General features: G+C 36.2%; 25 protein-coding genes. 16 read left to right on the forward strand and 9 right to left on the reverse strand.

The window, feature by feature from the left end; translation table 11 throughout:
* Positions 1-22: 22 nt before the first annotated feature.
* Together ACPWSR_RS13920 and ACPWSR_RS13925 are read left to right on the forward strand one after the other, a co-directional pair.
* Complete coding sequence (locus tag ACPWSR_RS13920) at positions 23-703, forward strand: amino acid ABC transporter permease (RefSeq protein ID WP_426348839.1); 681 nt, start codon at positions 23-25, stop codon at positions 701-703.
* A complete protein-coding gene (locus tag ACPWSR_RS13925) occupies positions 687-1,418 on the forward strand; it encodes an amino acid ABC transporter ATP-binding protein (protein ID WP_426348840.1) in 732 nt (243 codons plus the stop codon). Before ACPWSR_RS13920 ends, ACPWSR_RS13925 begins: the two co-directional genes overlap by 17 nt.
* Before the next feature lie 47 nt (positions 1,419-1,465).
* On the opposite strand, the gene ACPWSR_RS13930 is transcribed toward ACPWSR_RS13925, so the two are convergent.
* The 3 genes from ACPWSR_RS13930 to ACPWSR_RS13940 form a co-directional block, all read right to left on the reverse strand.
* Positions 1,466-2,329, reverse strand: a complete 864-nt coding sequence (locus ACPWSR_RS13930) for a thiamine pyrophosphate-dependent enzyme (RefSeq protein WP_426348841.1) — start codon at positions 2,327-2,329, stop codon at positions 1,466-1,468.
* Position 2,330: 1 nt separating this feature from the next.
* Positions 2,331-4,004: a 2-oxoacid:acceptor oxidoreductase subunit alpha gene (locus tag ACPWSR_RS13935; protein ID WP_426348842.1), complete on the reverse strand. Its 1,674-nt coding sequence runs from the start codon at positions 4,002-4,004 to the stop codon at positions 2,331-2,333.
* A 110-nt stretch (positions 4,005-4,114) separates the two neighbouring features.
* Positions 4,115-5,080 (reverse strand): tocopherol cyclase family protein, encoded by a 966-nt coding sequence (locus ACPWSR_RS13940; protein ID WP_426348843.1) that lies wholly within the window; start codon positions 5,078-5,080, stop codon positions 4,115-4,117.
* A 199-nt stretch (positions 5,081-5,279) separates the two neighbouring features.
* Between ACPWSR_RS13940 and ACPWSR_RS13945 the strand changes: the two genes are divergently transcribed.
* A complete protein-coding gene (locus tag ACPWSR_RS13945) occupies positions 5,280-5,549 on the forward strand; it encodes an SND2/TMEM208 family protein (RefSeq protein ID WP_426348844.1) in 270 nt (89 codons plus the stop codon).
* Between the two features lie 9 nt (positions 5,550-5,558).
* Here ACPWSR_RS13945 and ACPWSR_RS13950 read toward each other — a convergent pair whose 3' ends face one another.
* Positions 5,559-6,713, reverse strand: coding sequence for an amidase domain-containing protein (locus ACPWSR_RS13950; RefSeq protein WP_426348845.1), 1,155 nt, complete (start codon positions 6,711-6,713; stop codon positions 5,559-5,561).
* Between the two features lie 184 nt (positions 6,714-6,897).
* Here ACPWSR_RS13950 and ACPWSR_RS13955 point away from each other — a divergent pair, with 184 nt between their 5' ends.
* The gene (locus tag ACPWSR_RS13955) at positions 6,898-8,376 is read left to right on the forward strand and encodes a leucyl aminopeptidase (protein ID WP_426348846.1); all 1,479 of its coding nucleotides are present in this window, start codon (positions 6,898-6,900) and stop codon (positions 8,374-8,376) included.
* A 58-nt stretch (positions 8,377-8,434) separates the two neighbouring features.
* Positions 8,435-8,887, forward strand: coding sequence for a peptide-methionine (R)-S-oxide reductase MsrB (gene msrB / locus ACPWSR_RS13960; RefSeq protein ID WP_426348847.1), 453 nt, complete (start codon positions 8,435-8,437; stop codon positions 8,885-8,887).
* A gap of 69 nt (positions 8,888-8,956) precedes the next feature.
* On the opposite strand, the gene ACPWSR_RS13965 is transcribed toward msrB, so the two are convergent.
* A complete protein-coding gene (locus ACPWSR_RS13965) occupies positions 8,957-9,409 on the reverse strand; it encodes a Dps family protein (RefSeq protein WP_426348848.1) in 453 nt (150 codons plus the stop codon).
* Between the two features lie 330 nt (positions 9,410-9,739).
* On the opposite strand from ACPWSR_RS13965, the gene ACPWSR_RS13970 reads away from it, so the two are divergent.
* From ACPWSR_RS13970 to ACPWSR_RS14015, 10 genes are all read left to right on the forward strand, one after another.
* Positions 9,740-11,002 (forward strand): extracellular solute-binding protein, encoded by a 1,263-nt coding sequence (locus tag ACPWSR_RS13970; RefSeq protein ID WP_426348849.1) that lies wholly within the window; start codon positions 9,740-9,742, stop codon positions 11,000-11,002.
* Between the two features lie 162 nt (positions 11,003-11,164).
* Positions 11,165-12,559 (forward strand): carbohydrate ABC transporter permease, encoded by a 1,395-nt coding sequence (locus tag ACPWSR_RS13975; protein ID WP_426348850.1) that lies wholly within the window; start codon positions 11,165-11,167, stop codon positions 12,557-12,559.
* A gap of 32 nt (positions 12,560-12,591) precedes the next feature.
* Entirely contained in the window at positions 12,592-13,443 is an 852-nt protein-coding gene (locus ACPWSR_RS13980) for a sugar ABC transporter permease (protein WP_426351388.1), read from the forward strand.
* Between the two features lie 35 nt (positions 13,444-13,478).
* On the forward strand, positions 13,479-15,476 hold the full coding sequence (pulA, locus tag ACPWSR_RS13985) for a type I pullulanase (RefSeq protein ID WP_426348851.1): 1,998 nt from the start codon (positions 13,479-13,481) through the stop codon (positions 15,474-15,476).
* Between the two features lie 154 nt (positions 15,477-15,630).
* Positions 15,631-17,358, forward strand: a complete 1,728-nt coding sequence (locus ACPWSR_RS13990; RefSeq protein ID WP_426348852.1) for a glycoside hydrolase family 13 protein — start codon at positions 15,631-15,633, stop codon at positions 17,356-17,358.
* A gap of 106 nt (positions 17,359-17,464) precedes the next feature.
* A complete protein-coding gene (locus ACPWSR_RS13995; protein WP_426348853.1) occupies positions 17,465-17,911 on the forward strand; it encodes a hypothetical protein in 447 nt (148 codons plus the stop codon).
* 89 nt (positions 17,912-18,000) lie between these two features.
* Positions 18,001-18,435, forward strand: a complete 435-nt coding sequence (locus ACPWSR_RS14000) for a dUTP diphosphatase (RefSeq protein ID WP_426348854.1) — start codon at positions 18,001-18,003, stop codon at positions 18,433-18,435.
* A gap of 172 nt (positions 18,436-18,607) precedes the next feature.
* Positions 18,608-19,759 carry a hypothetical protein gene (locus ACPWSR_RS14005; RefSeq protein WP_426348855.1) on the forward strand — a complete coding sequence of 384 codons (1,152 nt, stop codon included), beginning with the start codon at positions 18,608-18,610 and terminating at the stop codon, positions 19,757-19,759.
* A gap of 180 nt (positions 19,760-19,939) precedes the next feature.
* The gene (locus tag ACPWSR_RS14010) at positions 19,940-20,449 is read left to right on the forward strand and encodes a nitroreductase family protein (RefSeq protein ID WP_426348856.1); all 510 of its coding nucleotides are present in this window, start codon (positions 19,940-19,942) and stop codon (positions 20,447-20,449) included.
* Between the two features lie 66 nt (positions 20,450-20,515).
* Positions 20,516-20,797, forward strand: coding sequence for a DUF503 domain-containing protein (locus ACPWSR_RS14015; RefSeq protein ID WP_426348857.1), 282 nt, complete (start codon positions 20,516-20,518; stop codon positions 20,795-20,797).
* A 35-nt stretch (positions 20,798-20,832) separates the two neighbouring features.
* On the opposite strand, the gene ACPWSR_RS14020 is transcribed toward ACPWSR_RS14015, so the two are convergent.
* Positions 20,833-21,942: a glycosyltransferase family 4 protein gene (locus tag ACPWSR_RS14020; RefSeq protein ID WP_426348858.1), complete on the reverse strand. Its 1,110-nt coding sequence runs from the start codon at positions 21,940-21,942 to the stop codon at positions 20,833-20,835.
* Positions 21,943-21,951: 9 nt separating this feature from the next.
* Entirely contained in the window at positions 21,952-22,443 is a 492-nt protein-coding gene (locus tag ACPWSR_RS14025) for a hypothetical protein (RefSeq protein ID WP_426348859.1), read from the reverse strand.
* Positions 22,444-22,615: 172 nt separating this feature from the next.
* Between ACPWSR_RS14025 and ACPWSR_RS14030 the strand changes: the two genes are divergently transcribed.
* The gene (locus ACPWSR_RS14030) at positions 22,616-23,392 is read left to right on the forward strand and encodes a CsxC family protein (protein ID WP_426348860.1); all 777 of its coding nucleotides are present in this window, start codon (positions 22,616-22,618) and stop codon (positions 23,390-23,392) included.
* Positions 23,393-23,451: 59 nt separating this feature from the next.
* On the opposite strand, the gene ACPWSR_RS14035 is transcribed toward ACPWSR_RS14030, so the two are convergent.
* Together ACPWSR_RS14035 and ACPWSR_RS14040 are read right to left on the reverse strand one after the other, a co-directional pair.
* Positions 23,452-24,513, reverse strand: a complete 1,062-nt coding sequence (locus tag ACPWSR_RS14035) for an FAD:protein FMN transferase (protein WP_426348861.1) — start codon at positions 24,511-24,513, stop codon at positions 23,452-23,454.
* Between the two features lie 123 nt (positions 24,514-24,636).
* Complete coding sequence (locus tag ACPWSR_RS14040) at positions 24,637-25,503, reverse strand: FMN-binding protein (RefSeq protein ID WP_426348862.1); 867 nt, start codon at positions 25,501-25,503, stop codon at positions 24,637-24,639.
* Positions 25,504-25,732: the final 229 nt, after the last annotated feature.

A 25,732-nucleotide genomic window follows, 5' to 3' on the forward strand; every position in this document is an offset into this window, starting at 1 on the left:
AATAGAGTGAGGGAGATGAACTATGAATTTTTATAAGGTTTTTACAGATATATACCCAATGCTGTTTGAAGGACTTGCGGTTACTCTTAAAGTTTCCCTTCTTTCTCTGTTCATAGCATTATTCTTAGGCTTTTTTTCCTGCATAATGGGTATTTCTACAATAAAACCACTGCAGTGGGTATCTAGACTATATATATGGATAATCAGAGGGACACCATTTATCGTTCAGCTTTTTATAATTAAATATGGTATTCCACAGCTTATAAAGGGTATGGGCTATACGGATTTTAACTTTACGATATTTCAGGCAGCAGTAGCCACCCTGGCACTGAATGCCGGGGCATACATGTCGGAAATCTTCCGCGGAGGTATACAAGCTATAGACCCTGGCCAAATGGAAGCTGCCAGAAGCTTGGGTCTTCCTAAAAGTCGTGCTATGCTTAAGGTAATACTACCTCAGGCCTTTAAGATTTCCATACCTGCCTTAGGTAATCAATTTATAATAACCCTTAAGGATTCTTCTCTTGCACAGGTTATAGGACTGCAGGAGCTTGTATATCAAGGGAAAATTTATGTAGGACGAACCTTCAAGAGCTTTGAAACCTATTTACTTGTAGGCTTTGTTTATCTTATTATAATAACTGTATTATCTTATATAATTAAGCAGACAGAAAGGAAAATGAATTATGGCAAAAAAAGTTAAGGTTACAAACCTTCACAAGTCCTTTGGTCAGCTTGAAGTACTTAGAGGAATTGATCTGGAGGTAGAAGAAGGAGAGGTAGTATGCCTTATAGGACCCTCTGGTTCTGGTAAGTCTACTTTCTTAAGATGTCTTAATCGGTTGGAGGAATCAACCTCAGGGGATATTTATGTAGATGGATACTGCATTTCAGATAGGAAAACAAATATTAACTCTGTAAGAGAAAATATTGGAATGGTGTTTCAGCAGTTTAATTTATTTCCTCATTTAACAGTGAAAAAGAATATTATGCTGGCACCAATAGATAGGAAAAAGCTTAATAAAGTACAAGCTGAAGAAAAAGCTATGGAGCTATTGACCAGGGTAGGCTTAGCTGAAAAGGCAGAAGCTTATCCAAGACAGCTTTCAGGTGGTCAGCAGCAGAGAGTTGCCATTGCAAGAGCCCTAGCCATGCAGCCGGATATTATGCTCTTTGATGAGCCCACTTCGGCTCTAGATCCGGAGATGGTAGGCGAGGTGCTTCAGGTTATGAAGGAGCTTGCCTTAGGAGGAATGACCATGGTGGTGGTTACCCATGAGATGGGCTTTGCTAGGGATGTTGGTGATAGAGTGATATTTATGTCTGATGGAGTCATAGTTGAAGAGGGGAAACCTGAGGATATCTTTACAAATCCAAAGGAATCAAGAACCAAAGAATTTTTAAATTGTATATTATAAATAAAAGGGTAAATTCAATTGAATTTACCCTTTAGTTTTATTAATCTTTATAGGAATTGATTGATGAATGGCTCTACATCCTTTGGAGACCATTTTCTGTCTGCAAGAACTTTTCCGCCAGCAAGGGTTGGATGAAGCTCATTGAAGGAAGGTCTACCTTCTTCCTTGTAGATAATTCCTAGAGGAATACCTTCATCTCCGAATTCAAAGGCCTTCTGAAGAGCTGCGGCCTTATTAGTTGGATCATAGGATTCATCAAGACGATAGCAGCGATCCTTATACCACTTAAAGGTATTAACCTTGTTGAAGGAAATACATGGCTGCATAATATCAATTAAAGCATAGCCCTTATGATTTACCGCTGCCTTTATAAGCTCCTTTAAGCCTTCCTTATCACCAGAGAAGCCTCTTGCAACAAAGGTAGCTCCTACAGTTATGGCTAAGGCTAATGGATGGATAGGCTCTGACTGAACTCCTTCAAACTGCATAGAGGTTTTTTGACCCTTAGCTGTAGTTGGGGAACCCTGTCCTTTTGTAAGTCCATAAATCTGATTGTTGTGAACAAGCTGAACTAAATCTACATTTCTTCTCATAGCATGGATTAAGTGGTTACCACCTTCACCATAGCCATCTCCATCACCACCGGTGATAATGATCTTAAGATCGTTATTAACCATCTTAATAGCCTGAGCTGGAGGAAGTGATCTTCCGTGAAGGCCATTAAATACATTGGCTCTGATGTAGTGAGGTGTCTTAGCTGCCTGTCCTATACCAGAAACCATTACTAGATTTTCAGGTAAGATTTCCAGCTCTGCTGCTGCACCCTTTATTGCATCTAATATACCAAAGTTACCACAGCCTGGGCACCATTGGTTTTCATCGTTGGAATGATATAATTTAAGATCTAACATCTTATAACACCTCGTTTCTTACTCTGCTGATGATTTCATTTCCACTAATCTGTCTTCCATCATACTTAAGAATGCTGTGATCCATAAGTATTCCTGTTTCCATGGAGATTAGCTTACCCAGCTGACCTGTAAAGTTCATTTCTACATTAACTATCTTTTTAGCTAGATCCTTGTATTTTCTAAGGTTCTTTTCTGGGAGAGGATAAAGATCTCCAAAGCTTAAAGCTCCAACCTTATGGCCTTCCTTATTTAATTCCTCAACAGCTTCTTTCATAGGACCGTAGGTTGAACCCCAGCCTACTAGAAGAATCTCAGGAGTTTCTGCTCCCATGTATTCAGGTTCTTCCATGGCTTCCTTCATAAGGATTGCTTTTCTCATTCTCTTTTCCATCATGGCATTTCTTTCTTCAGCGGATTCGATGATGTGACCTTCTTCATTATGCTCGTCACTATCAACAACTACAACCTGTCCAGCCGCTTTACCAGGAATCAATCTTGGAGAGATACCATTCTCTGTTATCTTAAATCTCTTATACACTTCACCTTCTGGAACTTCTCTTATAGCATCATCAACAATCTCAAGGTTATCAAGGTTGTACTTAGGAATAGTAACATTACTATCTGCTAAATATTGATCAGTAAGAAGAAGTACCACTGTTTGATATTTTTCAGCTAAATTAAGAGCTCTAAAGCTTTGATAGAAAGCATCCTCTGCATTTCTAACGCTCATTACCATACGTGGGAATTCACCGTGAGAAGCAGTGAGCATAAAGCTTAAATCACTCTGCTCTGTTCTTGTAGGAAGTCCTGTAGCTGGTCCTGGTCTCTGGGAATCGGCAACAACTAATGGAAGCTCAGCTATTCCGCCCATTCCTAAGGCTTCAACCATTAAGGAGAAACCACCACCGGAGCTACCTGTCATGGCTCTTGCACCAGCATAGGAAGCACCAAGGGCCATATTGATAGCAGCTATTTCATCTTCAGCCTGCTCTACTACGATACCAGCCTTTACCTGATTCTTAGACAGGTAGGTCATGATTGAGGTAGCAGGAGTCATAGGGTATGCTGAATAGTAGGATACACCACCAGCAAGAGCACCTAAGGCTATGGCATTATTACCATTGATTAATATATAATCCTTATTAACACCTTTTCCTACGTTATGCTTTGTTTCAACAAGGTCATAACCAGCTAAAAAGGCCTTTTTATTAGCTTCCTTTACTTCTTCCTTGAACTTAGGGCTTATAAAGGAGAATTGTTCATCATAATGAATACCGAAGTACTTCACAACGGCACCAGCAGCAACAACACCTACAACGATAGGCATCTTAAGCTCTCTGGCAATTTTAATAAGTCCAAGGCTCTTAAATCTTTTATCATCACTATTTAAAGATTCATCTGCAATTATTACTCCATCTTCCTTTAATCTTGGTAGGTGGAAGTTTACGGTGTCCTGATTAAGGGCAACAATTAAATCCAGCTCTTCAGTGTGGCTGTATATAGGCTCATCGCCAAATCTGATTTGAATAAAGCTGTGTCCGCCTCTTACTCTGGACATGACGTCTCTAGTGGAATGAACATAAAAACCACTTCTGTTTAATATTTTTTCTAATGTGGTAGCAATAGTGTCCATACCTTGGCCTGCTGCACCACCTATTAATAAATTGTATTTCATCTAATACACCTCTATTCAGATATTCATTCTGTTAGCACCAATAAAATTATATATTGATAATAAACATTAGTCAATAATAATTATCAATTAGTAATTAATAAAAAGTAAATCTAGTCAAATAATTCTTTATAATTTCCGCCGTATTCTATTCCGGCTTTCATGCCCGTGTCTTCAGCTAAAATTTTTCCGGTACTCTTTTCCTTTAAGGTGACCCTTATTTCTGACACTATACTTTCTAAAACATCAGGCTTCATAGCCTCTCCGTCTGGGCTGTGAAGCAGGAGAAAATCCTCATCTTTAGAATTAGGCTCAATAATCAGCTCATAATTCCTGTTAGTTAATCTAAAGGATAAGCTATCTTCTCCTTTAGTAATGGTCAGCTTACTTCTTTTCATGGTGGTGAAGGTGATTACTTCATCTTTATAGCGAAAAGCGGCTAGGAAGCCTCTAAAGCTATATATAGGGAAGGGGATGTGAGCTATGGAGCAGGTTAATGCCAGGTCTTTCTGTGAGAAGGTATTACATTGAAACCAGAACCAGGAATAAGGGAACTTTTTGCCCCAATTTTTTTCAATGTATATCTTTGAATTAGTAAGCTTATATTCCTTTTCATTGATTAGTATAGTTCCAGAAGCATATCCATCTATAGCTGAGACCTGGCTGTAGCATTCCATGAAGGTAAGATAGTTATAAAATCCCATACTTCCCGGATTTATATGGCTATCGGGCCATCTCACAATGTTATTGAACTGTAGATCCAAAGCTATAGACTGCTCTTTATCTTGAAGATTAATTTTTATTCCTTCTAAAGAAAAGTAGTTGCCGGCAATGTTTATGTTAAAGGCTTTATCAGAGGAGATGAAATCCTTATGTGAGAAGGTGAAGTACTTAAAGGATTTACTTGCGCCATTAACATATTGTATAAAGGAATGTTGATTCTTGCCTTTTATTATCCCAGGAATTAAAGCAATAGAGAGGTCTTCTTTAGTATCGGTTAATTTAAAATACCAACCTTCAAAAAAATAATTATGTTTGTTTTTTCCGTGATATAAGTCAGGGTTAAGTATGCTATTCATCCATTTCTCCTCCGTTACTTACTATATTAAACTAATAATGATAATTATTAACAAATAAACCGTTAATACTCTATAAATAAATTGTAAATATTGAGAAATAATAGCTATAAGATAAATTGTTGAGGCTAGTAGCTAATTTAATCCATATAGAATATATGTTATAATGACTCTAAAGCAACTAATGAAATGAGGTTAGAAAATGTATTTTAATAATATTATTTACACAATAATTGCTGTTTTAATTATAGTGGCATTGATTAATTTTGCCTTCTGGCTTCTGCCCTATGCACTGATTGCTTTTGCTGTTTTTTGGTTATATAAAAGACTCTTTAGTGGCAGAGGAAGTGGAAAGAATAATAGAAATAATGAGCCTTTTCAGAGAAATAACACACATAGAAGTAATACGGAGAATAGAGAAGAGCCTTCAAAAAAAGTAATAGATGTAGATTATGAAGAGGTGGATGATTAATATCCACCTCTAATAATTTATTTTTATAAAGTAAAAACCGATATTTTTATTACCCCAGCCAAGGTCAAAGGGAACCTTGAATCTATCGGTGGTGTGAGAATTTATAAGAGGATACCCCTGGCTGTCAAAGCCTGTTACTATGGCAAAGTGATCTATATCGCCACCCTTTGAATAGCATATTACATCTCCATAATTAAGCTTCGAAAAAATACTGTTTCCACTGGAGTCAATTGAGAGTAAATCCTTATATTCACCTTTTTTTATTAAGCTGCCTTTACCAGAATAGAGTAGATAATTTTTGAAGGCATCGGCATTGACCCAGGCTGGGCTTCCTTCTGATTGGCCATATTTAGTCCTTGTGCTGCTCCAGCCTCCCCAGTGCGGGAGACCTGCTCCTTCCTCCTTATCTCCAAGACACTGAGAAACATAGTTAGTGCAGTTTCCTCCGGCTCCTGTATAATTTTTATACTTTTTATTGTATCTATCCTCAAAGCTACTAGCCCAGGGAATGCCGCAATATTTATTTGCGTAGGAAACGGCTTTTTTTCTACGAAGCTCTGCTTCGTTGTCTCCCAGTTCATCTATACTTACTCTGCTTTCTAAGGGAAGAGTATAAATCCTATCTATTGGAGAATCTATATTTTTTATTTCTGCAGAAATACTCTTTAGGGCATCCTCAAAGCAGTCTGTGTACCAATCCCAATTTATTATCCATTGATAGTCTCGTTTTATTAAATCAACATTATGTATAAGACCTACACCAAAAACATTCTCTATTTCTCTATTTTCCTTATATACATAAGTAAATTTATAGTATTCATTGGCTAGAACCTTTGCCTTATCACCGCTGCCCGTTACTTTTCTAAAATGAAGCTCTGAGGAGATATCCTTAAACTCTATGCCCCTTTCATCGGCCCATTTTCGCAGGTACTTTATCCTTCTAACCTCGTGGTCTAGAGCCCAACCTCCATAGCGTGTTTGTGAGTTGAAAAACTGTGGGAGGTCAGTGATATTACCCTGAATAAACATGTTATTCCTCTCCATATAAATTAGTTCTAAGGCATTTTTTACTTGTTCTATTTCACTGTCCTCTAGGGAAAAAGCCTTTATAGAGCAGGATAGAAATATTATGGAAGTTAATATAATTATTTTAAAAGCTTTCATAGCATCACCTTTACTCTCTATTTAACATACCTTAGTATTCCTAGAAATTGGTTAGATTACACAGGGAAAAATGAGGAATAATTATTAATGTAGGATGTATTTATCCTTGTGAGATAGGAAAAATGTTGCAATTGATAATTATTATTATATAATTAGATATAAAGATTTTGATGAGGTGATATTAATGAAACTAGCTATTCAAACGGAGAGACATTCTGAGATATTAATGGAAGTAATCCCAGTTTTTGAAGGTGGAGAAGTACAGCATGTATGTAATAGCTGTGCTGCAAGGGTTCAAAGATTTGTAAAGTTTGGGACCTTTAGCGGTAAGCTTGGGACTACCTACAAATTTACTAAGGAAAAGGATTTAGGATTAATTAAGGAAGAGGTGTATGTAGGTCTCGGCAAAAAAGAAGAGCTTACACCAGAAAAAATTAGATTTGCTGTAGCTAAGGCTGTTAAAGAAGTTGTGAAGCTTCACAAGGAAAAGACAACCGTTAGATTTATAGATATTGATACTATAAGCACTGAAGAAGTTACTAAAGCTATCTTTGAGGGTGCAGTTCTAGCCTGCTATGAATTTAATTCATATAAAAAGGTATCAGAGGATCATAAGTCCATAAATGAGATAAGAATAGCTTCCGTAGCAGAAGAGAAGGTAGCTGATGCTGAGAAGGCTAAGGAAGAGGTTATAGCTCTATTAGAGGGAACTATTGCTGCTAGAGATTTGGTTAATGAGCCAGCAAATGTAATGGTCCCAGCACTTTTAGCTGAAAAAGCTAAAAAAATGGGAGAAGAAGCTGGCTTCCAGGTAGAAATAAAGGATAAAAATGAAATCGAAGCCTTAGGGATGAAGGCATTTTTAGAAGTAGCAAAGGGTTCAGTAAATGAACCAAAGCTCATTATTATGAGATACTTTGGTGATGAAGAGAATAAATCAAATATTACTGGTCTTGTGGGTAAAGGGCTTACCTTTGATACCGGTGGCTATTCCTTAAAGCCTAATGATGGAATGGTAACCATGAAGTGTGATATGGGAGGAGCAGCAGCGGTTATAGGTGCAATGCACGCCATAGCAAAGAATGAGCTAAAGGCAAATGTAGTAGCTGTAGTAGCTGCCTGTGAAAATGTCATAGCTGGAAACTCCTATAAGCCAGGAGATATCATAGGAAGTATGGCAGGAAAAACCATAGAGGTATTAAACACTGATGCAGAAGGAAGATTAACTTTAGCTGATGCTGTTTATTATGCAGTGGAAAAAGAAGGAGTTAACAGGATTGTGGACTTAGCAACTCTTACAGGAGCAGCTTTAGTTGCCCTTGGGGATGTAACCACCGCTGTAATAGGTAATGATGATAGCTTCTATCAGGAGCTGAAGGCTGCTTCAGAGCTTGCAGGAGAAAAGGTATGGCAGCTGCCTGCTTTCCCAGAATATAAGGAGCAGATTAAATCCTCTATTGCAGATCTTAAGAATACTGGAGGAAGATTTGCAGGTACTATTACTGCAGGCTTATTTGTAGGAGAATTTGTAAAGGACACCCCATGGCTTCATTTAGATATAGCTGGTACTGCTTGGGCTAATAGTGATAAAGGCTATATAACAAAAGGTGGTACTGGAAATTCCGTTAGGACCCTTTATTATTTAATTAAGAATCAAAAGTAAAGTGAATCCTTGAGGATATACTGTCTCATTAGGCTAAATATAGTAAGGAGGGAATTTTATGAATGATAATAAGCCTTCGAAGGAAGAATTGAAGAAGAAGCTGACACCAATGGAATACAAGGTAACTCAAGAAAATGCTACAGAACCACCCTTTCAAAATGAGTATTGGGACTTTTTTGGAGATGGGATATATGTTGATGTGGTAACGGGAGAGCCTCTATTTTCTTCTAAGGATAAGTTTGATTCTTCCTGTGGATGGCCTTCCTTTACTCAGCCTTTAGATAGAAAGAGTATTAAGGAAAAGGCTGACTTCAGCTATAATATGCACAGAATTGAGGTTAGAAGCAAGGAAGGAGATTCTCACTTAGGCCATGTATTTACTGATGGTCCCATAGATAAGGGGGGACTCAGGTACTGTATAAACAGTGCCTCCTTAAGATTTATTCCAGTAGATAAGCTTGAGGAAGAGGGTTATGGCATATTAAAGTCCATATTTAATACCTCAAAATAAAATAAGTAAACTAAATTAAAGGACGTCCTGCCAGCAGAGAAATAGCTGACAGGACGTCCTTAAAATTTATTATTTTTGATAGGAATCAAGCATCCAGATGTACTTATCGTATTTAGTTTTTAATGCAACCATCATATCGTTAGTAACATCATCTTCTAGCTCTTCAGTTAATTCTATAAGATTCTGTATCTGATCTGATACTATAAGGAAGTCTTCCTTTATAGAAGCTACTGATTCTAGAGTATCAATAGGTTCGCTCTTTCTTTCCTTTATAGTTGCCATATCCAAGTATTCCTTAAGGCTAGCTATAGGCTGTTCGCCCAATATAAGCACTCTCTCAGCTACTGCATCTAAATCAAGAGCTATTGCATTGTAGAACTCCTCATATTTTCCATGAAGTGAAAAGAAACCAGGTCCTTTAATGTACCAGTGATAATTGTGCACCTTAGCATACAATACATTTAGATTTGCTACTAGAGAATTCATTTCCTTTATAAAAGTATCTGTTTGTTTCTTAGCCATTTATTAATCCTCCTTAAAATTTATTGTCTGAAGCTATGAGTCCATTATAGGGAATAAATAAAAAGAAACTCTGAACTGCCCTTGAATAAAGGGTAAAAGAATTGTTAGTAAAAATATATAATAATATGTACGTAAATTAACATTTTATACAATGTAAACCTTTAAAAACATTAATTAATATAATTGACATATATTGCATGTCGTGTTAATATTAGCTTAAGTTAACAATTACGTTATTAGTGATGCTTTTTGTGCAACCGATTGCGTAATTCTTGCTTTTCAGCTGAAAACAGTTACAAGAAAAATATAAGTATAAAAGGAGAAGTGTTTATGAAGAGAAGACTTTTATCTGTTCTAATGGTAGCTATGCTTTCCGTTGGAGTTTTAGCAGGATGCCAAGGAGAATCCAAACCTAAGGATAATGGTGCTGGTACCGATGGTGAGGTTAAGGAAGTAGAGCTTAAGGTATGGGCTCCTGAAAACCAAGTTCAGAGTGGAACTATAGAATCTATGACTAAGTCCTTCCAGGAAGAGCATCCTGAATGGAAAATCACCTTTACTGTAGAAGCTGTAGGTGAGGACGTTGCTAAGGATCAGATATTAAAGGATCCTGAGGCTGCAGCGGATGTTTACTTCTTTGCTAATGACCAGTTATCTGGCCTTATCGATGCAGGTGCTATAGCCAAGCTTGGTGGAAGCACAGAGGAAATGGTTAAGAGCACCATGGATGAAACAGTAGTTAACACTGTTACTCATGATGGTTCTATTTATGGAATACCATTTACTCATAATACCTTCTTTATGTATTATGATAAGACCTTAATACCAGAGGATAGCATTGGTTCAGTAGAAAAAATTGTACAAGCTGCTACTGCTAATGATGTTTATAACTTCGTGTTCGACTCCGCTGGCGGTTGGAAACTAGGAGCTTGGTACTACGGTGCTGGACTTTCCATTTATGGTGAAGACGGTAACGATTATGCTAAGGGCTCTGATTGGAATAGTGAAAAAGGACTTGCTGTAACAAATTATTTAGTTGACCTTATTAACAATCCTAAGGTTGCTTATAATGATGACGTATCTCTTTCAGAATTAACTGCTGCTCATAGAGTTGGCGCTTGGTTTGATGGTTCCTGGAATTACAACTTATATAAAGATGCTTTAGGAGATGATTTAGGTGTTGCTGTGCTTCCTACCTTCAATCCTGATGGCACTGATTATCAGCTTAAAGCCTTCTATGGCTCTAAGGTAATTGGTGTAAATTCTAACTCTAAGAATCCTGAAGTAGCTGTTGCTTTAGCTGCCTACTTAGGAAGTGAAGAAATGCAGGTTAAGAGATATGAAGAAACCAATCAAGTACCTACTAATAAAACTGCTGGAAGCAGCGATGCTGTTAAGGCTGATGAAGTTGCAACTGCTATAATCGGTGTAGTTGAAAAGGCTTCAATAATGCAGCCAACCTCCAGTGAATTCGGTAACAAATACTGGACAAATGCTGGCGCTATAGCAACAGAAATAAGAAATGGTGAGCTTACAAAGGCTAATGCCCAAGAAAGATTGGATAAATTTGTAGATAACATGAAGGTAGAATAATACTTCAATAAACCTTACTTAAAAGTAATGATATAGGTGTTCTTGATCTTCTCAAGAACACCTTTTTAATAAAGACTATGAAAAATCTGCATAATTATATGTTTTATTTTATAAATATCAATTATTAGAGAGATAGATTTTTAGAAAAAGAGGGTGGCTGTAGTGAAGATCCAACGTAATAATATCCTTCGTAAAAAAGATGCATCCCCCAAATCAGGAGTAGGCGAGGCGCTTATTAAAGGAAGTAAAATAACCAGAGCTTCTTTATTAATTTGGGGACTAGGGAATTTATTCCATAAGCAGATAGTTAAAGGATTCATATTTTTAGCTTTAGAAATTAGCTGTCTTAGCTATATAATCCTTTTTGGAATAAATTCTTTGATAAATTTTACAACACTTGGGACAAATGTTCAGCAGGAGGTTTTTAATGAATCCAAGCAAATATATGAATATGTTGCTGGGGATAACTCTATGCTTATGTTGTTATATGGTGTAATTACTATTTTCATTTTTATTGTGACTATAATCCTTGCTGTTTCTTCTGTAAAAAGTGCTTATTCTGTTCAGAAGCAGGTAGAAAAGGGAAATACCCCTCTATCCTTCAAACAGGAGCTAAAAATGCTAATTGATGAAAGGCTCCATGTTACCTTGTTATTCTTACCTATTACGGGAATTGTTGTTTTTACAATTATACCTCTGGTATATATGATTTTAATAGCCTTCACCAATTATGACAGTAAGCATCAGCCCCCAGGCAATCTATTTGATTGGGTAGGATTTAAAAACTTTGTTAGCATGCTTTCCTTTGGAGGTAAGATTTCAAGTACCTTTTGGACGACCCTCACCTGGACAGTTATCTGGGCTTTTGCAGCTACCGTAAGCTGCTATGTTTTGGGTATGATCCTTGCCATTATTATTAATAGAAAAAAAACAAGGGCAAAGGGCTTCTGGAGATTTATATTTATACTATCTGTAGCTATGCCTCAGTTTGTTTCCTTGCTTACCATGAGAGTAATTTTTAATGCTAATGGTCCTATGAATGTTTTACTTAGAACCGTGGGAGTTTTAGAGGCTACAGAATCTATCCCTTTCTTTACCAATGCGGGAATAGCAAAGGTTATGATTATAATAATTAACATCTGGATAGGTGTACCCTTCACCATGCTCACTACCACAGGAATTCTTCAAAATATTCCTTCAGAGCTTTATGAATCAGCCAGGATTGATGGGGCTGGCAATATTGCAATCTTCTTTAAGATAACCTTGCCTTATATGCTCTTTATCACGGCACCTTATCTAATTACTCAGTTTGTAGGAAATATCAATAACTTTAATGTAATTTATCTGCTAACAGGAGGAGGACCTGAAAGCTTAGATTTATATAATGCTGGTAAAACAGACCTGCTGGTTACCTGGCTTTATAAGCTAACCATAGAAAAGAAGGATTATAATTTGGGTTCTGTTATTGGTATTATAATCTTCGTTATTATGGCCACTTCTTCACTCCTAGTTTATCGCCGAACTGGTGCCTACAAAAATGAGGAGGGATTCCAATAATGATGACACAAAGAAAAGTTAAGAAAAGAAGAATGAATATAAAAGGGCTTATATCTAATACATTTGTCCATATATTCCTAGGAGTTTTAGCCTTTATATGGGTGCTTCCTATATTCTTTACTATTTTAACCTCCTTTAGAGAAGAAGGGGGAGCCTATAAGAGCTATGTATTTCCTAAGGGGTATACTCTTAATAATTACTTAAATCTATTTGATACCTCTGGTAGCTTAAACTTTACAAGATGGTTTGGAAATACCTTTATTGTAGCTATACTTAGCTGTATAATTTCTGTATTTTTTGTTCTATCAGTTTCTTATGTTATGTCCAGGCTAAGATTTAAAATGAGGAAGAGCCTTTTGAATATAGCTCTTATTTTAGGAATGTTTCCAGGTTTTATGTCAATGATAGCAGTATATTATATAATTAAAGGGATGGGACTATTAGAAACAGGACAGTTAAAGCTCTTTGCTCTGGTCATTGTTTATTCTGCTGGAGCTGGCCTCGGTTTTTATATAGCTAAGGGCTTCTTTGACACTATAAGTAAATCCATTGACGAAGCTGCCTATATAGACGGAGCTACGAAGTGGGATGTATTTACAAAGATAACAATTCCATTATCTAAACCAATAATAGTATATACAATGCTCCAATCCTTTATTGGACCCTGGGTGGACTTTATATTTGCAAGGGTTATATTAGGTCAGGACAAGGCCTATTACACCATTGCCGTTGGATTGTGGACGATGCTTGAGGCCGAGTTTATTGAGTATTATTATACGAGGTTTTTTGCAGGCTGTGTATTGATTTCTATACCTATAGCTATATTGTTCCTAATGGTTCAGAAATATTATGCTGAAGCTGTGGGTGGTGCAGTTAAAGGTTAATATTCTATCAATTTAATATGGAGGAAGTGTTATAGATGCTGCCGAAGAAAAAGTCTCCAATAGAATGGAAGAAGCTTTTTGATTCTAAGGAGTTTGAGGATGAGTATTATTATGAAGGTGACGATTTAGGTGCTGTATACAGTCATGAAAAGACTGTATTTAAGCTCTGGGCTCCCACGGCTTCTGCTGTTACTCTTAATTTATATAGTGATGGAAATCCTGATAATAAGGAAGCTTTTTTACAGAGCTTGTCTATGGATAAAAGTAATAAGGGGGTCTGGAGCTGTGAGGTTAAGGAGGATTTAGCTGGGATATACTACACCTATTCCGTAGAGGTTATGGATGAGGTGAAGGAAACTCAGGACATATATGGAAGAGCTGCAGGAGTAAATGGAAGAAGGACCATGGTGGTTGATTTAGAGAAAACCAATCCTGAGGGCTGGGATGAGGATTGTCTTAGAAATCTACAGCACCAGAGACCGGTAATATATGAGGTGCATGTTAAGGATTTTTCCAGTGATCCTGACAGTGGAGTTACTGAGAAAAACAGAGGGAAATATAAGGCTTTTACTGAGAAAAACACCACTTTAAAGGGTGAAGGAAAAGAGCCTACCTGTTTGTCTTATATTAAGGACCTGGGTATTAATTATGTTCATTTACTGCCAGTCTTTGATTTTCAATCAATTGATGAGAGTAAAATTCATGAGGATAGCTTTAACTGGGGTTATGATCCTCAGAATTACAACCTTCCAGAAGGCTCTTATTCTTCCGATCCCTTTAATGGAGAGGTGAGAATAAAAGAGTTTAAGGAAATGGTGAAAGCCCTTCATGAGGAAGGTATAGGAGTAATAATGGATGTGGTTTATAATCACACCTTTAATACAGCTTCTGCTTTTCAAGCTACAGTACCTTATTATTATTACAGATTAAATGAGGATGGAAGTTTTTCTAATGGCTCAGGCTGTGGCAATGATACTGCTAGTGAAAGGTTGATGTTTAGAAAGTTTATCATTGACTCTGTTTGCTATTGGGCCAAGGAGTATCATATAGATGGCTTTCGCTTTGATTTAATGGGGCTTCATGATGTTGATACCATGAATGAAATAAGAAAGGCACTAGATAGCCTCCCTGGGGGAGAAAAGCTACTTATTTACGGTGAGCCCTGGCAATGCTCCCATAGTCCTATGGCAGAAGGCTGCTTACCTGCGGTTAAGGATAATATTCATCTCCTTGATGAAAGAATAGCTATTTTTAGTGATGATACAAGAGATGCTATCAAAGGCAGCGTGTTTATTGAAGAGGATCCTGGCTTTATAAATGGTGGTAAGGACCTAGAAGACAAAATAAAGAGTGCTGTATATGCTCACTGCGACAATAATAATTCATTTATACCTAAGGGGCCGGGACAGATCATATCCTATGCATCCTCCCATGATAATTTTACTTTGTGGGATAAGCTCCTTTATACCCTGAATAATGGGAAGCAGAAACTAAAATTTTATGAGTTTAGTGAAGGAGCAATAAGGCTAAATAAGCTAGCTGCAGCCATATACCTCACTTCCTTGGGAATACCTTTTTTTCAGGCAGGTGAGGAGGGGGCAAGAACAAAAAATGGCATTGGAGATAGCTATAAATCTCCAGTGAAGCTTAATCAGCTAGATTGGCAGAGAATATATGCTCATAAATCTTTAGTGGACTATTATAAAGGCCTAATTACAATAAGAAAGTCCTTTAGCGTCTTTGATAATAGGGATAGAAGTATAATAAATAATATAAGCTTTATGGATACAGGAAAAAAATCTGTGGTGGCTTATGTTTTTCAAGGAAGCAAAAACCATAAGGAGCTTTGGGAAAGGCTGCTGGTTATTTATAATGGTTCTGAGGAGGCTTTTTCCTTAAATACTGGCAAGGATAAGTATAAATTGTTGCTAGATGAAGAAGGGGCATATCCAGAAGGAAAGAGGATTATTTTAGATAATGAAATAATTGTTCCTAAGAAGTCAGCGTATATTTTAGGCCTGCCTAATTCTTAACTTCTTACAGGATTATTATAAACAGGCTTTTAAATAATTTTGCTTATAAGATGGAGGGAGCCTGCTCTCTCCATTATTCTTTTACAAAATGTTTATAGCAAAATTCTTAAATTTATTTATAATTACTTATATACAAAAGTCAAAGGAGGATATCATGAATAAACACGCTATATTACATAATACTGATGTGCCTTTTGTTTATGGAATGGATCAAGAGAATCTTAGGGTTATACTAAGAGTTGCAGCTGGAGATATGGATAGTGTTACAATATATTATAAAGATAGATATGATGGCGAAGCTCCTTATAATACAGCTCCCATGGAAAAATACATAGAAACAGAATTCTTTACTTTTTATAGGACAAACATTTCCTTAGAGTATCAAAGATATAGATATTTCTTTGAGCTAAAGGATAAGAATGGAGAGACGGGGTATTATTATGAAAGAGGCTTTACAGATAAGAAGCCAGGTGATGCTGGTGCCTTCAACTATCCATATTTAGCCTTAGGAGATTTATATGAAGAGGTAGCCTGGGCTCAAGAGGCTATTGTTTATCAGTTGTTTCCCGATAGATTTTTCAATGGAAATAAGGAAAATGATCCAGATGGCACTCTTCCTTGGGGGAAAGAGGTATCTACCACCACTATGTTCGGTGGGGATCTGCAAGGGATTATAGATAAGCTTGATTATTTAAAAAAGCTGGGAGTGGATATGATATACTTTACTCCTATTTTTGAATCAACCTCTAATCATAAATACAATACAAAGGACTATTATAAAATAGATCCTTATTTTGGAGATATAGAAACAGCTAAAAAAATGGTGGATGTGGCTCACGATAAGGGAATAAGGATAGTTTTTGATGGGGTGTTTAATCACAGTGGCTCTGACTTTTTTGCTTTTCAGGATGTTATAGAAAAAGGAGAAAAGTCTAGGTACAAGGATTGGTATTTTATAAATAGCTTTCCAATAGATCTGGAGAAACCAAACTATATAACCTTTGGCTTTGGAGAAGGATATATGCCTAAGCTCAATACAAAGAATCCTGAGGTTGTGGATTATTTCGTGGAGGTAGGAAAGTACTGGATTAAGGAAGTGGGAATTGATGGTTGGCGATTAGATGTATGTGATGAAATAGACCATAAATTCTTAAGAGCCTTTAGAGAAGGAGTAAAAAAGGTATATAAGGACGCTTTTATTATTGGTGAAATACAGCATGAGGGTGCTGCCTTTTTAAGAGGAGATCAGTTGGACAGTACTATGAACTATCCCTTCCGAGATGTATGCCTAGAGTTTTTTGCTAAAAGAAATATCACTGCAGATAAAGCCATTGACATCCTAGAGAATTATAGAAGCTTATATCATGAAAAGATAAATAAACAGCTTCTAAATCTTATCGACAGCCATGATACCCCAAGATTTATTACAGAAAGCATGGGGAGAAAGGATAGCTTGAAGCTGGCTGCAGCTCTTCAGTATACTTATATTGGTATTCCTTATATTTATTATGGAACTGAAGTGGGGATGAAAGGGACAAATGATCCTTATTCCAGAAGATGCATGGTGTGGGATGAAGCTAAACAGGACAATGATCTGCTATCCTATTATAAAAAGCTCAATAAAATAAGGAAAGAAAATAAAGCCCTTGTGCATGGTGAGTTCAAGGTGGTAGAAGCTAGAGATATGGTACTTTCCTTCATAAGAGGGTATCAAGAGGAAAGACTTCTTGTAGTTATAAATAATTCTCAAGAAGAGGAAAAGCTAGTAGTTCCATATTCCCTGGAAGAGGAGCTATTAACCAATGAAGTAATAGGTGCTGATACTAGAGAAATCTTTATGGAACCTATGACCTTCAAGATATTCAAATTAACAAAAGAATAATTAAAAAAGAGAGCTATTATAATTTAAATATAGCTCTCTTTAGTGTTTTGTGTAACATAGCCTCTGTGTTTTCATATTATATAGTAGAACTACGGAGGTGAAAGAGATGAACTTTGACATAGAGGAACTAAATGAGGTAAAGAGAGGAAATAACTGTTATTTCAATGGAGCTATTAAGGTTTTTTCTTTTTTATGGGTGAGAGATACTTTAACACCTCAGCCTGATATAAGGATATTCCTTTTTAAAGAAGGCTGTAAGAAACCTATTAGAGAAGGCAGGACAGATCGCTGTGGTGAGCTAACTTTCCAGGGACTTGAAAGAGGTATATACCATGTAGTTGCAGATGTGGACGAAAGAAATTATTTATCTCCTATATATAAACCAAGCTCTAGAGTTAGAATTTCTTCAGGAGATGTAGTAGAGGAGATCGCTGTTATTAATAGATTCAGAGAAAGAAAACCTAGGCCACAGCATCACTGCAATAATAATATAATAGATGACAACCTGCTAATTATAATTTTGTTGCTATTCTTATGCGGTTGTTGGTGGTAAAATATACAGGAAGGAGCAATCCTTCCTGTTTTTTGTGTTCATGAGTTATTTTCATGAACAGTAAAGCTACTAGGAAAGGGAGTATTAAATTGGAAAACATAAGAATTAAGTATTTTTCAGATAAGCTTGAAAGGCTCAGATACATAGATGGAAAGTCCGATTGGATCGATTTAAGAGCAGCAGAGACAGTTGTGCTTAAAAAAGGTGAATACAGGTTAATTCCTTTAGGCGTTGCCATGGTTCTCCCATCAGGCTATGAAGCACATGTGGTTCCTAGGAGCTCTACCTTTAAAAACTTTGGTATAATACAAACTAACTCTCAAGGAGTTATTGATAATTCTTATTCTGGTACCAATGATCAGTGGTATGTACCTGTATATGCTCTTAGAGATACAAAAATTGAATTTAATGATCGTATCTGTCAATTTAGAATTGTAGAAAACCAGCCTAAGCTTAACTTTGTTGAATGTGAGGAGCTTGAAGACATAGATCGAGGAGGCTTCGGCACAACAGGAAAAAAATAAAATATTATAGATAGGACATTCTTCTTTCATTAGCAGGATGTCCTATTTTTATGCAATTTAGAGGTATAAGAATATATTCATTTGAAAATATCCTAATATTATACATTTTATCATTGATCTATTAGTATATTGTATAAATACTTACTTAGCCTTAAGAAAATAGGAGGGAAGGATGATAATTGGGATTTACTTTTATAATTATTATGACATGATATACACAGCCAGAAAGCTTAAGGACATAGGCTTAAGGTGTAGAATTGATTTAGGCTTAACCAGTGAGCAGTGTGGTGATTATAATTTTATTCTTAGGCTCTTTGATAAAAATATTGGTCTTATAGAAAACAGTGACCATGAGGTAAGGATACTATATTCAGGTAAAGAATTATTAAGTTCTACTAAAGCCTTGAAAATTGTTAAGGATATTAAGAAGGATAAGGATAAGGTGCTTTTTTTTGTAGGAGATAGAAGAAGAAAACTCTCTGTTTTTGGTGGCTATTTAATTTCCTTATCCTCAAAAGGCGAAGGCTATGATTATCTGTATTTACCAGAATATTTGAGAGAAATATGGAAGAAGGAAGAGATAATACTGATTAGTAAGAAAGATGCTATATTGAATCCTCAGAGTCAGGTGATAATTTTTGATTGTCAATGCAGGAAGGATATACAGAGGTTTCTTACGGAATATGATATATCACTGAAAGATAATATTTTTGTTGGGGGCATTGATCTTATAGAGGCTTTATATACTTTTATAAAGGGAAATCCAAGGAGCTTAGGTAATTATATGATTATTTCTTCTTCTAAGAATCCAGAGGAACTCTCCCTCCTGGGGGAGATTGTACACAGTGGTAATGTAGAAAGCTACTGTTTAAATCCCTATACCCTATTAGTAAATCCAAAGGAGGAAAAGGATAGGGCAATAAGCTTTTTAACACATAAGCAGGAAAAAAAGAATATTTGTTTATCCACGGCAAATAATCCTGAGGATGTTATTAATCTTACTGAACTAGCAATAATGCTGAATATTTCTGTAGAGGAGGTTAAGCAAAGAATTGATAGGGAGCTGATTGAAACAGCCACTATCCTTGTAAATTTCTATGAAGGAATAAAAACTATAGTTTCTTTTAAGCCAGTAACTGCTTTTTCCTTGGCAAAAGCACTTGGTTTCGGGGCATTAGAGTACAATAAGGAGATAACAGCTAAATGGACATGTCTCACAGGAGAAGTAGAAGAGAGAGAAATTGACTTTTTGATTAATCTAGAAGCTGGGCAAGAGGAAACATCCCTCCATGAACTATTAACAAAGTATTATTTTATGTCGTAAATAAGTATTAATTGTTAATAATCTGTGTAGTTAATATTGTAAATATTGTAATTAATTTACTCAATGTGTATAATCAAGCTATAGGATAAAGTTTTTACTAAATCTTAAAGTAATCAATAAGAAATGCTAATTAGACAAGGGTGTTGAATTAATAATTATGTTTTTGGGAGGTTCATCATTATGTATACACAGCTTATGGAATTATCATTAAAAAGAAGATCTATTAGAAAATTTTCTGAAGAAAAGGTTAGTGAGGAAATAATCAATAAGATTCTTGATATTATAAAGCTTTCACCTACAGCTGGCAACCTTGAGGATTTTAAGGTTACTGTGATAAAGTCTAGGGAAATAAGACAAGATCTTCAGGAGATAACCTTTGTAGATAGCGCTCCTGTAGTACTAGTATTTAGTGCTTTGCCTGAGATTTCTAGTAAGTACTATGGAAAAAAAGGTGAAGAGCTATATAGTGTTCAAGATGCTACAATAGCTTGCACTTATGCAATGCTTGCTGTGGAAGCCTTAGGTTTGGTTACTACCTGGGTAGGAAACTTTGATGTGGAGGAAGTTAAGGGAATAATCGGAGGAGATTCTAAGGAAATTCCTGTGGCTATACTACCTATAGGCTATCCACCATCAAATTTTGATCCTGCTGTAAAGGAAGAAAAACTACCTGAAATTAAATATCTATAAGGATTATAAGATTCCTTAAGCTTTGATATAATATTAATATAATGAATAGAGCTTTAGGAGGATATTATGATTATAGGTACATTAGAGGTTAAGCTTATGGTTCCTTGGTCACACAGCCTTAAGGAAAAAAGAATGGTCTTAAGGAGCATCACCGAAAGAATCAAAAACAAGTTCAATGTATCCGTGGCAGAGATTGAGGATCAAGATCTTCACCAAAGCATAGTGCTGGGAATAGCCTGTGTAAGTAATGAAACCTCACATGCCAACAGTGTTCTTCAGAGGGTTCTTGATTATATTGAAGGTAATTGTGAGGCTGAAGTGATTGATAGCATAATAGAAATTATATAATAGTGCGGCGAAGCTACTGCTTCGCCGCAATTTTTTTATTCCAGGTTTTCATATAGCTCGATATATTCCTCTACAGTACCGATTTTTGCAGGCTTCATTTTGCTGATGATGTGACTGCGTACTTCTCTACTGCCGCAGATATATGCAAGGACATCGCTGATTTCTTTAGTTTTTTCTAAATGACAGGTTACTGCTGTATCTCTAAGTACATCAAGATTTACTTCTGTGGAAAGGCAAATAACAGGTGTGAGGCAGGCTGAGGCTTCAACGAGGCTTAAAGGATAGCCATCATATTCTGATAGGCTTATGGTGCAGCGAGCTCTATTATAAAAATATACCATATCCTCCTTAGGTACAATACCAGTAAATATTACCCTATCATTTAAGGAAAGCTTTGAAATAAGCGCCAGGAGCTCTTTATAATATTCGTCTTTTTTACCATCTATGGAGCCTGAGATTATAAGATTAACCTTTGGATTTCTATTAGCTACTATTTTGAATATCTTAATTAGCTCTGATAGATTTTTGCTTCTATGAATATTACCAGAGTAGTAAATGAAATCTTCAAAAATACCATACTTCTCAGCAAGGAGATCTCTGCATATACCGGGGGCAAGGGGCTTCATTTCTTTAGATAGCAGTGGATAGATTACTGCTATTTTTTCTGAAGGAATGTCTAATATTCTCATGAGCTCTTTCTGTATGAAGGGGGATACAGCAATGATCTTGTCGGATTTTTCTAAGACCCGTGGCAATGATTTATGAAACTTTTTATAATAGCTGCTGTCCACCATTTCCTTATGCTCTAGAGGATAAAGGGAGTGAATTGTTGATACATAGCTGCAAACTTTCTCCTCAGGTAAGCTAAAGCCATTATTTAGGGAATGGAAGACATTAATATTTTCTTCCCTAAGGTAAGCTTCAAGAGCTTCATAATTATTATTTATCCTATCTAAGAAGATATTGGGAGTAATACACCAGGAGCTTGGTTTAAAAGGTAAGCTTTCTCTACTGCCTTCAATTATTCCATGGATAACTGAAGGGTATTCTGTTTTAGAAAGCTGTCTGGTGAGCTCTGAGCTATAAGAAGCTATAAAGGTGCCGGGAAGATTTAATATTCCATAGGAATCTAAGCATATATTCATACAGGCCTCCTAAAGTGATTCTTCATCAGGATTAAAATATCCCATGGTCTCGGTTATATTGTCAAATTTATCGTTTAAGGTCACAGCTGCTGCATAGTGGGTGTGAATATATACTATGCCATCACTGGTTAAATAGGGGTATAGGTGTAGAGGGTATACACTTATTATGCTTGGAATTGCTTTTTTATCTAATGTGATTACTGTACTAAAGGGCAGGAGATAATTTTTTTTAATAAAGCTTCCTTCTTCACTGGTATAGCTAAGAATTAGAATCTTTTCACCATCAAGGAATAATAGCTTCTGGAAAGGAAGGTATATCTCTCTCTGAGAAGTGATGGAAAGACTTATTTCAACCTTAGCTATAGAGAGTATTCCTTCCGCATCCAACCCATGATGTATATGTTCTCTGTCATTAAAATACGATAAATTGGTAAGGGGAAGGTTAGAAAGCTCCTTTTCCTCTGATAAGCCGAGAATATCTACGGTAGTATTTTTTTTCATGGATACCTCTGATTGATTTATTTGTTAATTTATATGCTTGAATCATAGGTATATTCACTCTTAAGGAGAAATATTCTATTAGCCTTATTATTTCGTCACAAAAAAAGGGCTTATTAATATAATGCTATTAGAGATAATGTTTTAAAATCTTTTACACTAGGAGGAATATAAAGTGGGATACGAATATAAATATAAACCTTGCGGAACAGTTAAAGCTGAAACCTTACCTTTTAGTCCTGGAAGAAATATTGAGCCTAAGGGTATTTGTGGACCAGTTACTATAAAAGTGCCTGTTGTACTTGCTGAGAAGGAAGTACAGATAGATGTTGAAGCTATTATAGATATCAAGGATAAGTTTTCTGAAATTAAGAGAATTAAGAAGAATGTACAGCTAATTCAGTGCAAGCTAATCCCCAATGCAGGAGAGAAAGACTGCGATGGCAAGCCTAAATCAGGTAAGCTATTTATCAAAGGCTTTGTGGAAAAGAATATTGAATATGCTACAGTAGATGAGTGCGAATATGCCGATGTAAAGAGAGGATCCATTAAGGATGCAACAGCTAAGGTTCCTTTCCAGACAGTAACTGATGTATGGTTTGAAACTGCTCCAGAATTTAGATTCAGAAGCAGAAGCAAGGAGTTTGATTACTTCCAGAGAGAAGTAGGCTGCAAGAATGATTGCGAAGAAACATTAGGAAAGCTTCTCTGCGAGACTGGCTACGAGGAAGACATCTACTTTGTAGAAAGACCTTTCTGCGAACTAATTAGTGCAAAGATATTTGATCTTGATCAGATTAAAGAAGAGAATAAATATCCTAAAAAGAAGGATGAAGACTGCTACGACGATAAGGGCAAGGATAAGGAAGAAGAGTATTGCAAGATCATAGAAAAGATGGTAGTTCTCCTTAAGGTTAAGGTTCTTCAGAACCAACAGGTTGAAATAAAATAATTTAATAGTCTAGTAAAAATATGAGCATAGGATATGGATCCTATGCTCTTTTTAAAGGGCTATTCTGCTATGGTAAAACTATTATTAGTTATAACAAAGTTATCTTTAAGACCGGAGGTCATGTAAATATTCTTTTCCTTAGTAACAAATATTGCATCTACATCCTCAATGGTTTCTATAAATTCTATGCCTCCCTGAAGACCCTTAGAAAATACTGAGGTGGAAAGAGCATCACCATCGATAGACTCATCGCTTATAATGGTAACACCCATGAGTTCATTATCATAGGGATAGCCAGTAAAGGGGTTGAGGAGGTGGTGATATTTCTTTCCGTCCTGCTCTAAAAATCTTTCATAGATACCGGAGGTAACCACAGATTTATTTTCTATAGATACATAACCAATTATTTCGCCTCTTGTGTCCTCTGGGTTCTGAACACCGATTTTCCATGGTCTTCCTTCGGGATTCTCACCAAGGGCTAATATGTTACCACCAAGGTCAATAAGGGCATTTTCAACACCATGGGACTTCAAAAGCTCACCGATTACATCAGCGGTATAGCCTTTTGCAATGCTACCTAAGTCCAGCATCATGCCTTCCTCCTGAAGAAAAACTGTACGCTTATCTTCGTCAAGGACAACCTTATCATAGCCTATATGGCTGATAGCAGCCTTTATTTCTTCTTCTGTAGGCACCTTTGCCTCAGGGAGCCCAATGCTCCAGAGCTTCACTAAGGGGCCTATGGTTATGTCAAAGGTTCCCTCTGTTTCTTTAGAGTATTCTAACCCTTTTTTTATATTTGTAAAGGCATCCTCTGATACCTTAATAGCTTCTTTTCCTGCTGCTTCATTTATTTTATCGATTTCTGTGCCTTCTGCATTTATACTGAGCTCTGCTTCTATAGACTTTACTCTTTCAAAGGCTTCATCTAAAATTTTTTCATCTTTATGGTCATAAAGGCTAATAGTTATAACTGTTCCCATATAAAATTCCGTTTTCGTGAGGGGGGTATTATCCTTTTCTTCAGCCTCCTTACTTTCCTTATAGCTACAGCCAGATAGGAGCATTAAAGAAAGAAGAGAAGCAGAAATTACCTTTATGAAAGTGCTTTTTTTGAACATGATATCCTCCTGTCAAATCATTAGTATGTAGGTATTATATTACAAAAGCTTTTTCTTTACCATAAGGAGGTAATAAAACTTTAAAAAAAGACTTCAGGATATCCTAAAGTCTTTTTATATTTATTATTCAGCTGGTAATTCTACAACTAAAGTAGTAGTGTCACCCTTAGCTATTTTTTCTGATATAAGCTTAGTAGCTAAAGCTTTGAAATCGTTAGATGAGGAAGTAGCTCCTGTAACAGTGTCAACCTTGGAAGGATCCTGAGAGTCAACTAAAGCCTTCTCAAGTACTGGAGTAAATTCCTCTGGATTAGTTCCAGAAACCTTCTTCATGCTTTCATTGTATTCAGCACTTTCAGATTTCATTTCGCCTTTATCATTTACGTAGTCGAAATTAACTTCAGCGATTTTTCCATCTTTTACAGTGATTTCAGTGAAAGCCTTCCAGCTGTGGCTATCAAACTTATCGTATTCTGCTTTGTAGGTACCATCAGTTAATTTAACTTCTTCTGCTGGAGAAGGTTGAGCAATTACTAAAGTTGTTTCGTCACCCTTTTTGATCTTCTCATCTACAAGCTTAGCAACCATTTCTTTGAAGCCATCAACAGAATGAGTAGCTCCAGTGATGTTATCTATCTTAGAAGCGTCCTGCTTGTCCACTAAAGCCTTTTCAAGCTCAGGTAAGTATGCTTCAGGGTTTGTTCCTGCAACTTCCTTCATCTTTGTGTTGTATGCTTCATTTTCTGACTTTCTTTCTTCCTTGTCGTTAAGATAGTCATAATCTACCTCAGCGATTTTTCCATCCTTAACGGTAAGCTCAACGAAAGCCTTCCAACCGTTCTTATCAATTTGATCATACTCTGCCCTGTATTTTCCATCTTTATAATCTGATGCTGGAGCAGCGTCCTTATCGTTGCTTCCACATCCAGCTAGTATTGTTAAAGCTAAAACAGATGCAGCAGCTAAACTCATTATTTTGTTTCTTTTCATTTTTTGTATCCCCCTTTTGATATATAGTCGTTTTCACTAACTACATATCAAATTATACAACGAGTTTCTATTATCTGCATATTCAAATTACTAATGCAATATTAGATAAACTTATCACAATTTACAGTATCTTTGTATAATTTTTAACTTAACAAACTAGTGTTTTCAAGGGCTCTGGTCAAATCTTTATATTGAAAAAATGTTAATTTAAGGTTATAAATAATTATAG

It is taken from the genome of Alloiococcus sp. CFN-8 (genome assembly GCF_049943125.1).
Taxonomy (GTDB): domain Bacteria; phylum Bacillota; class Clostridia; order Clostridiales; family Clostridiaceae; genus JAEXZL01.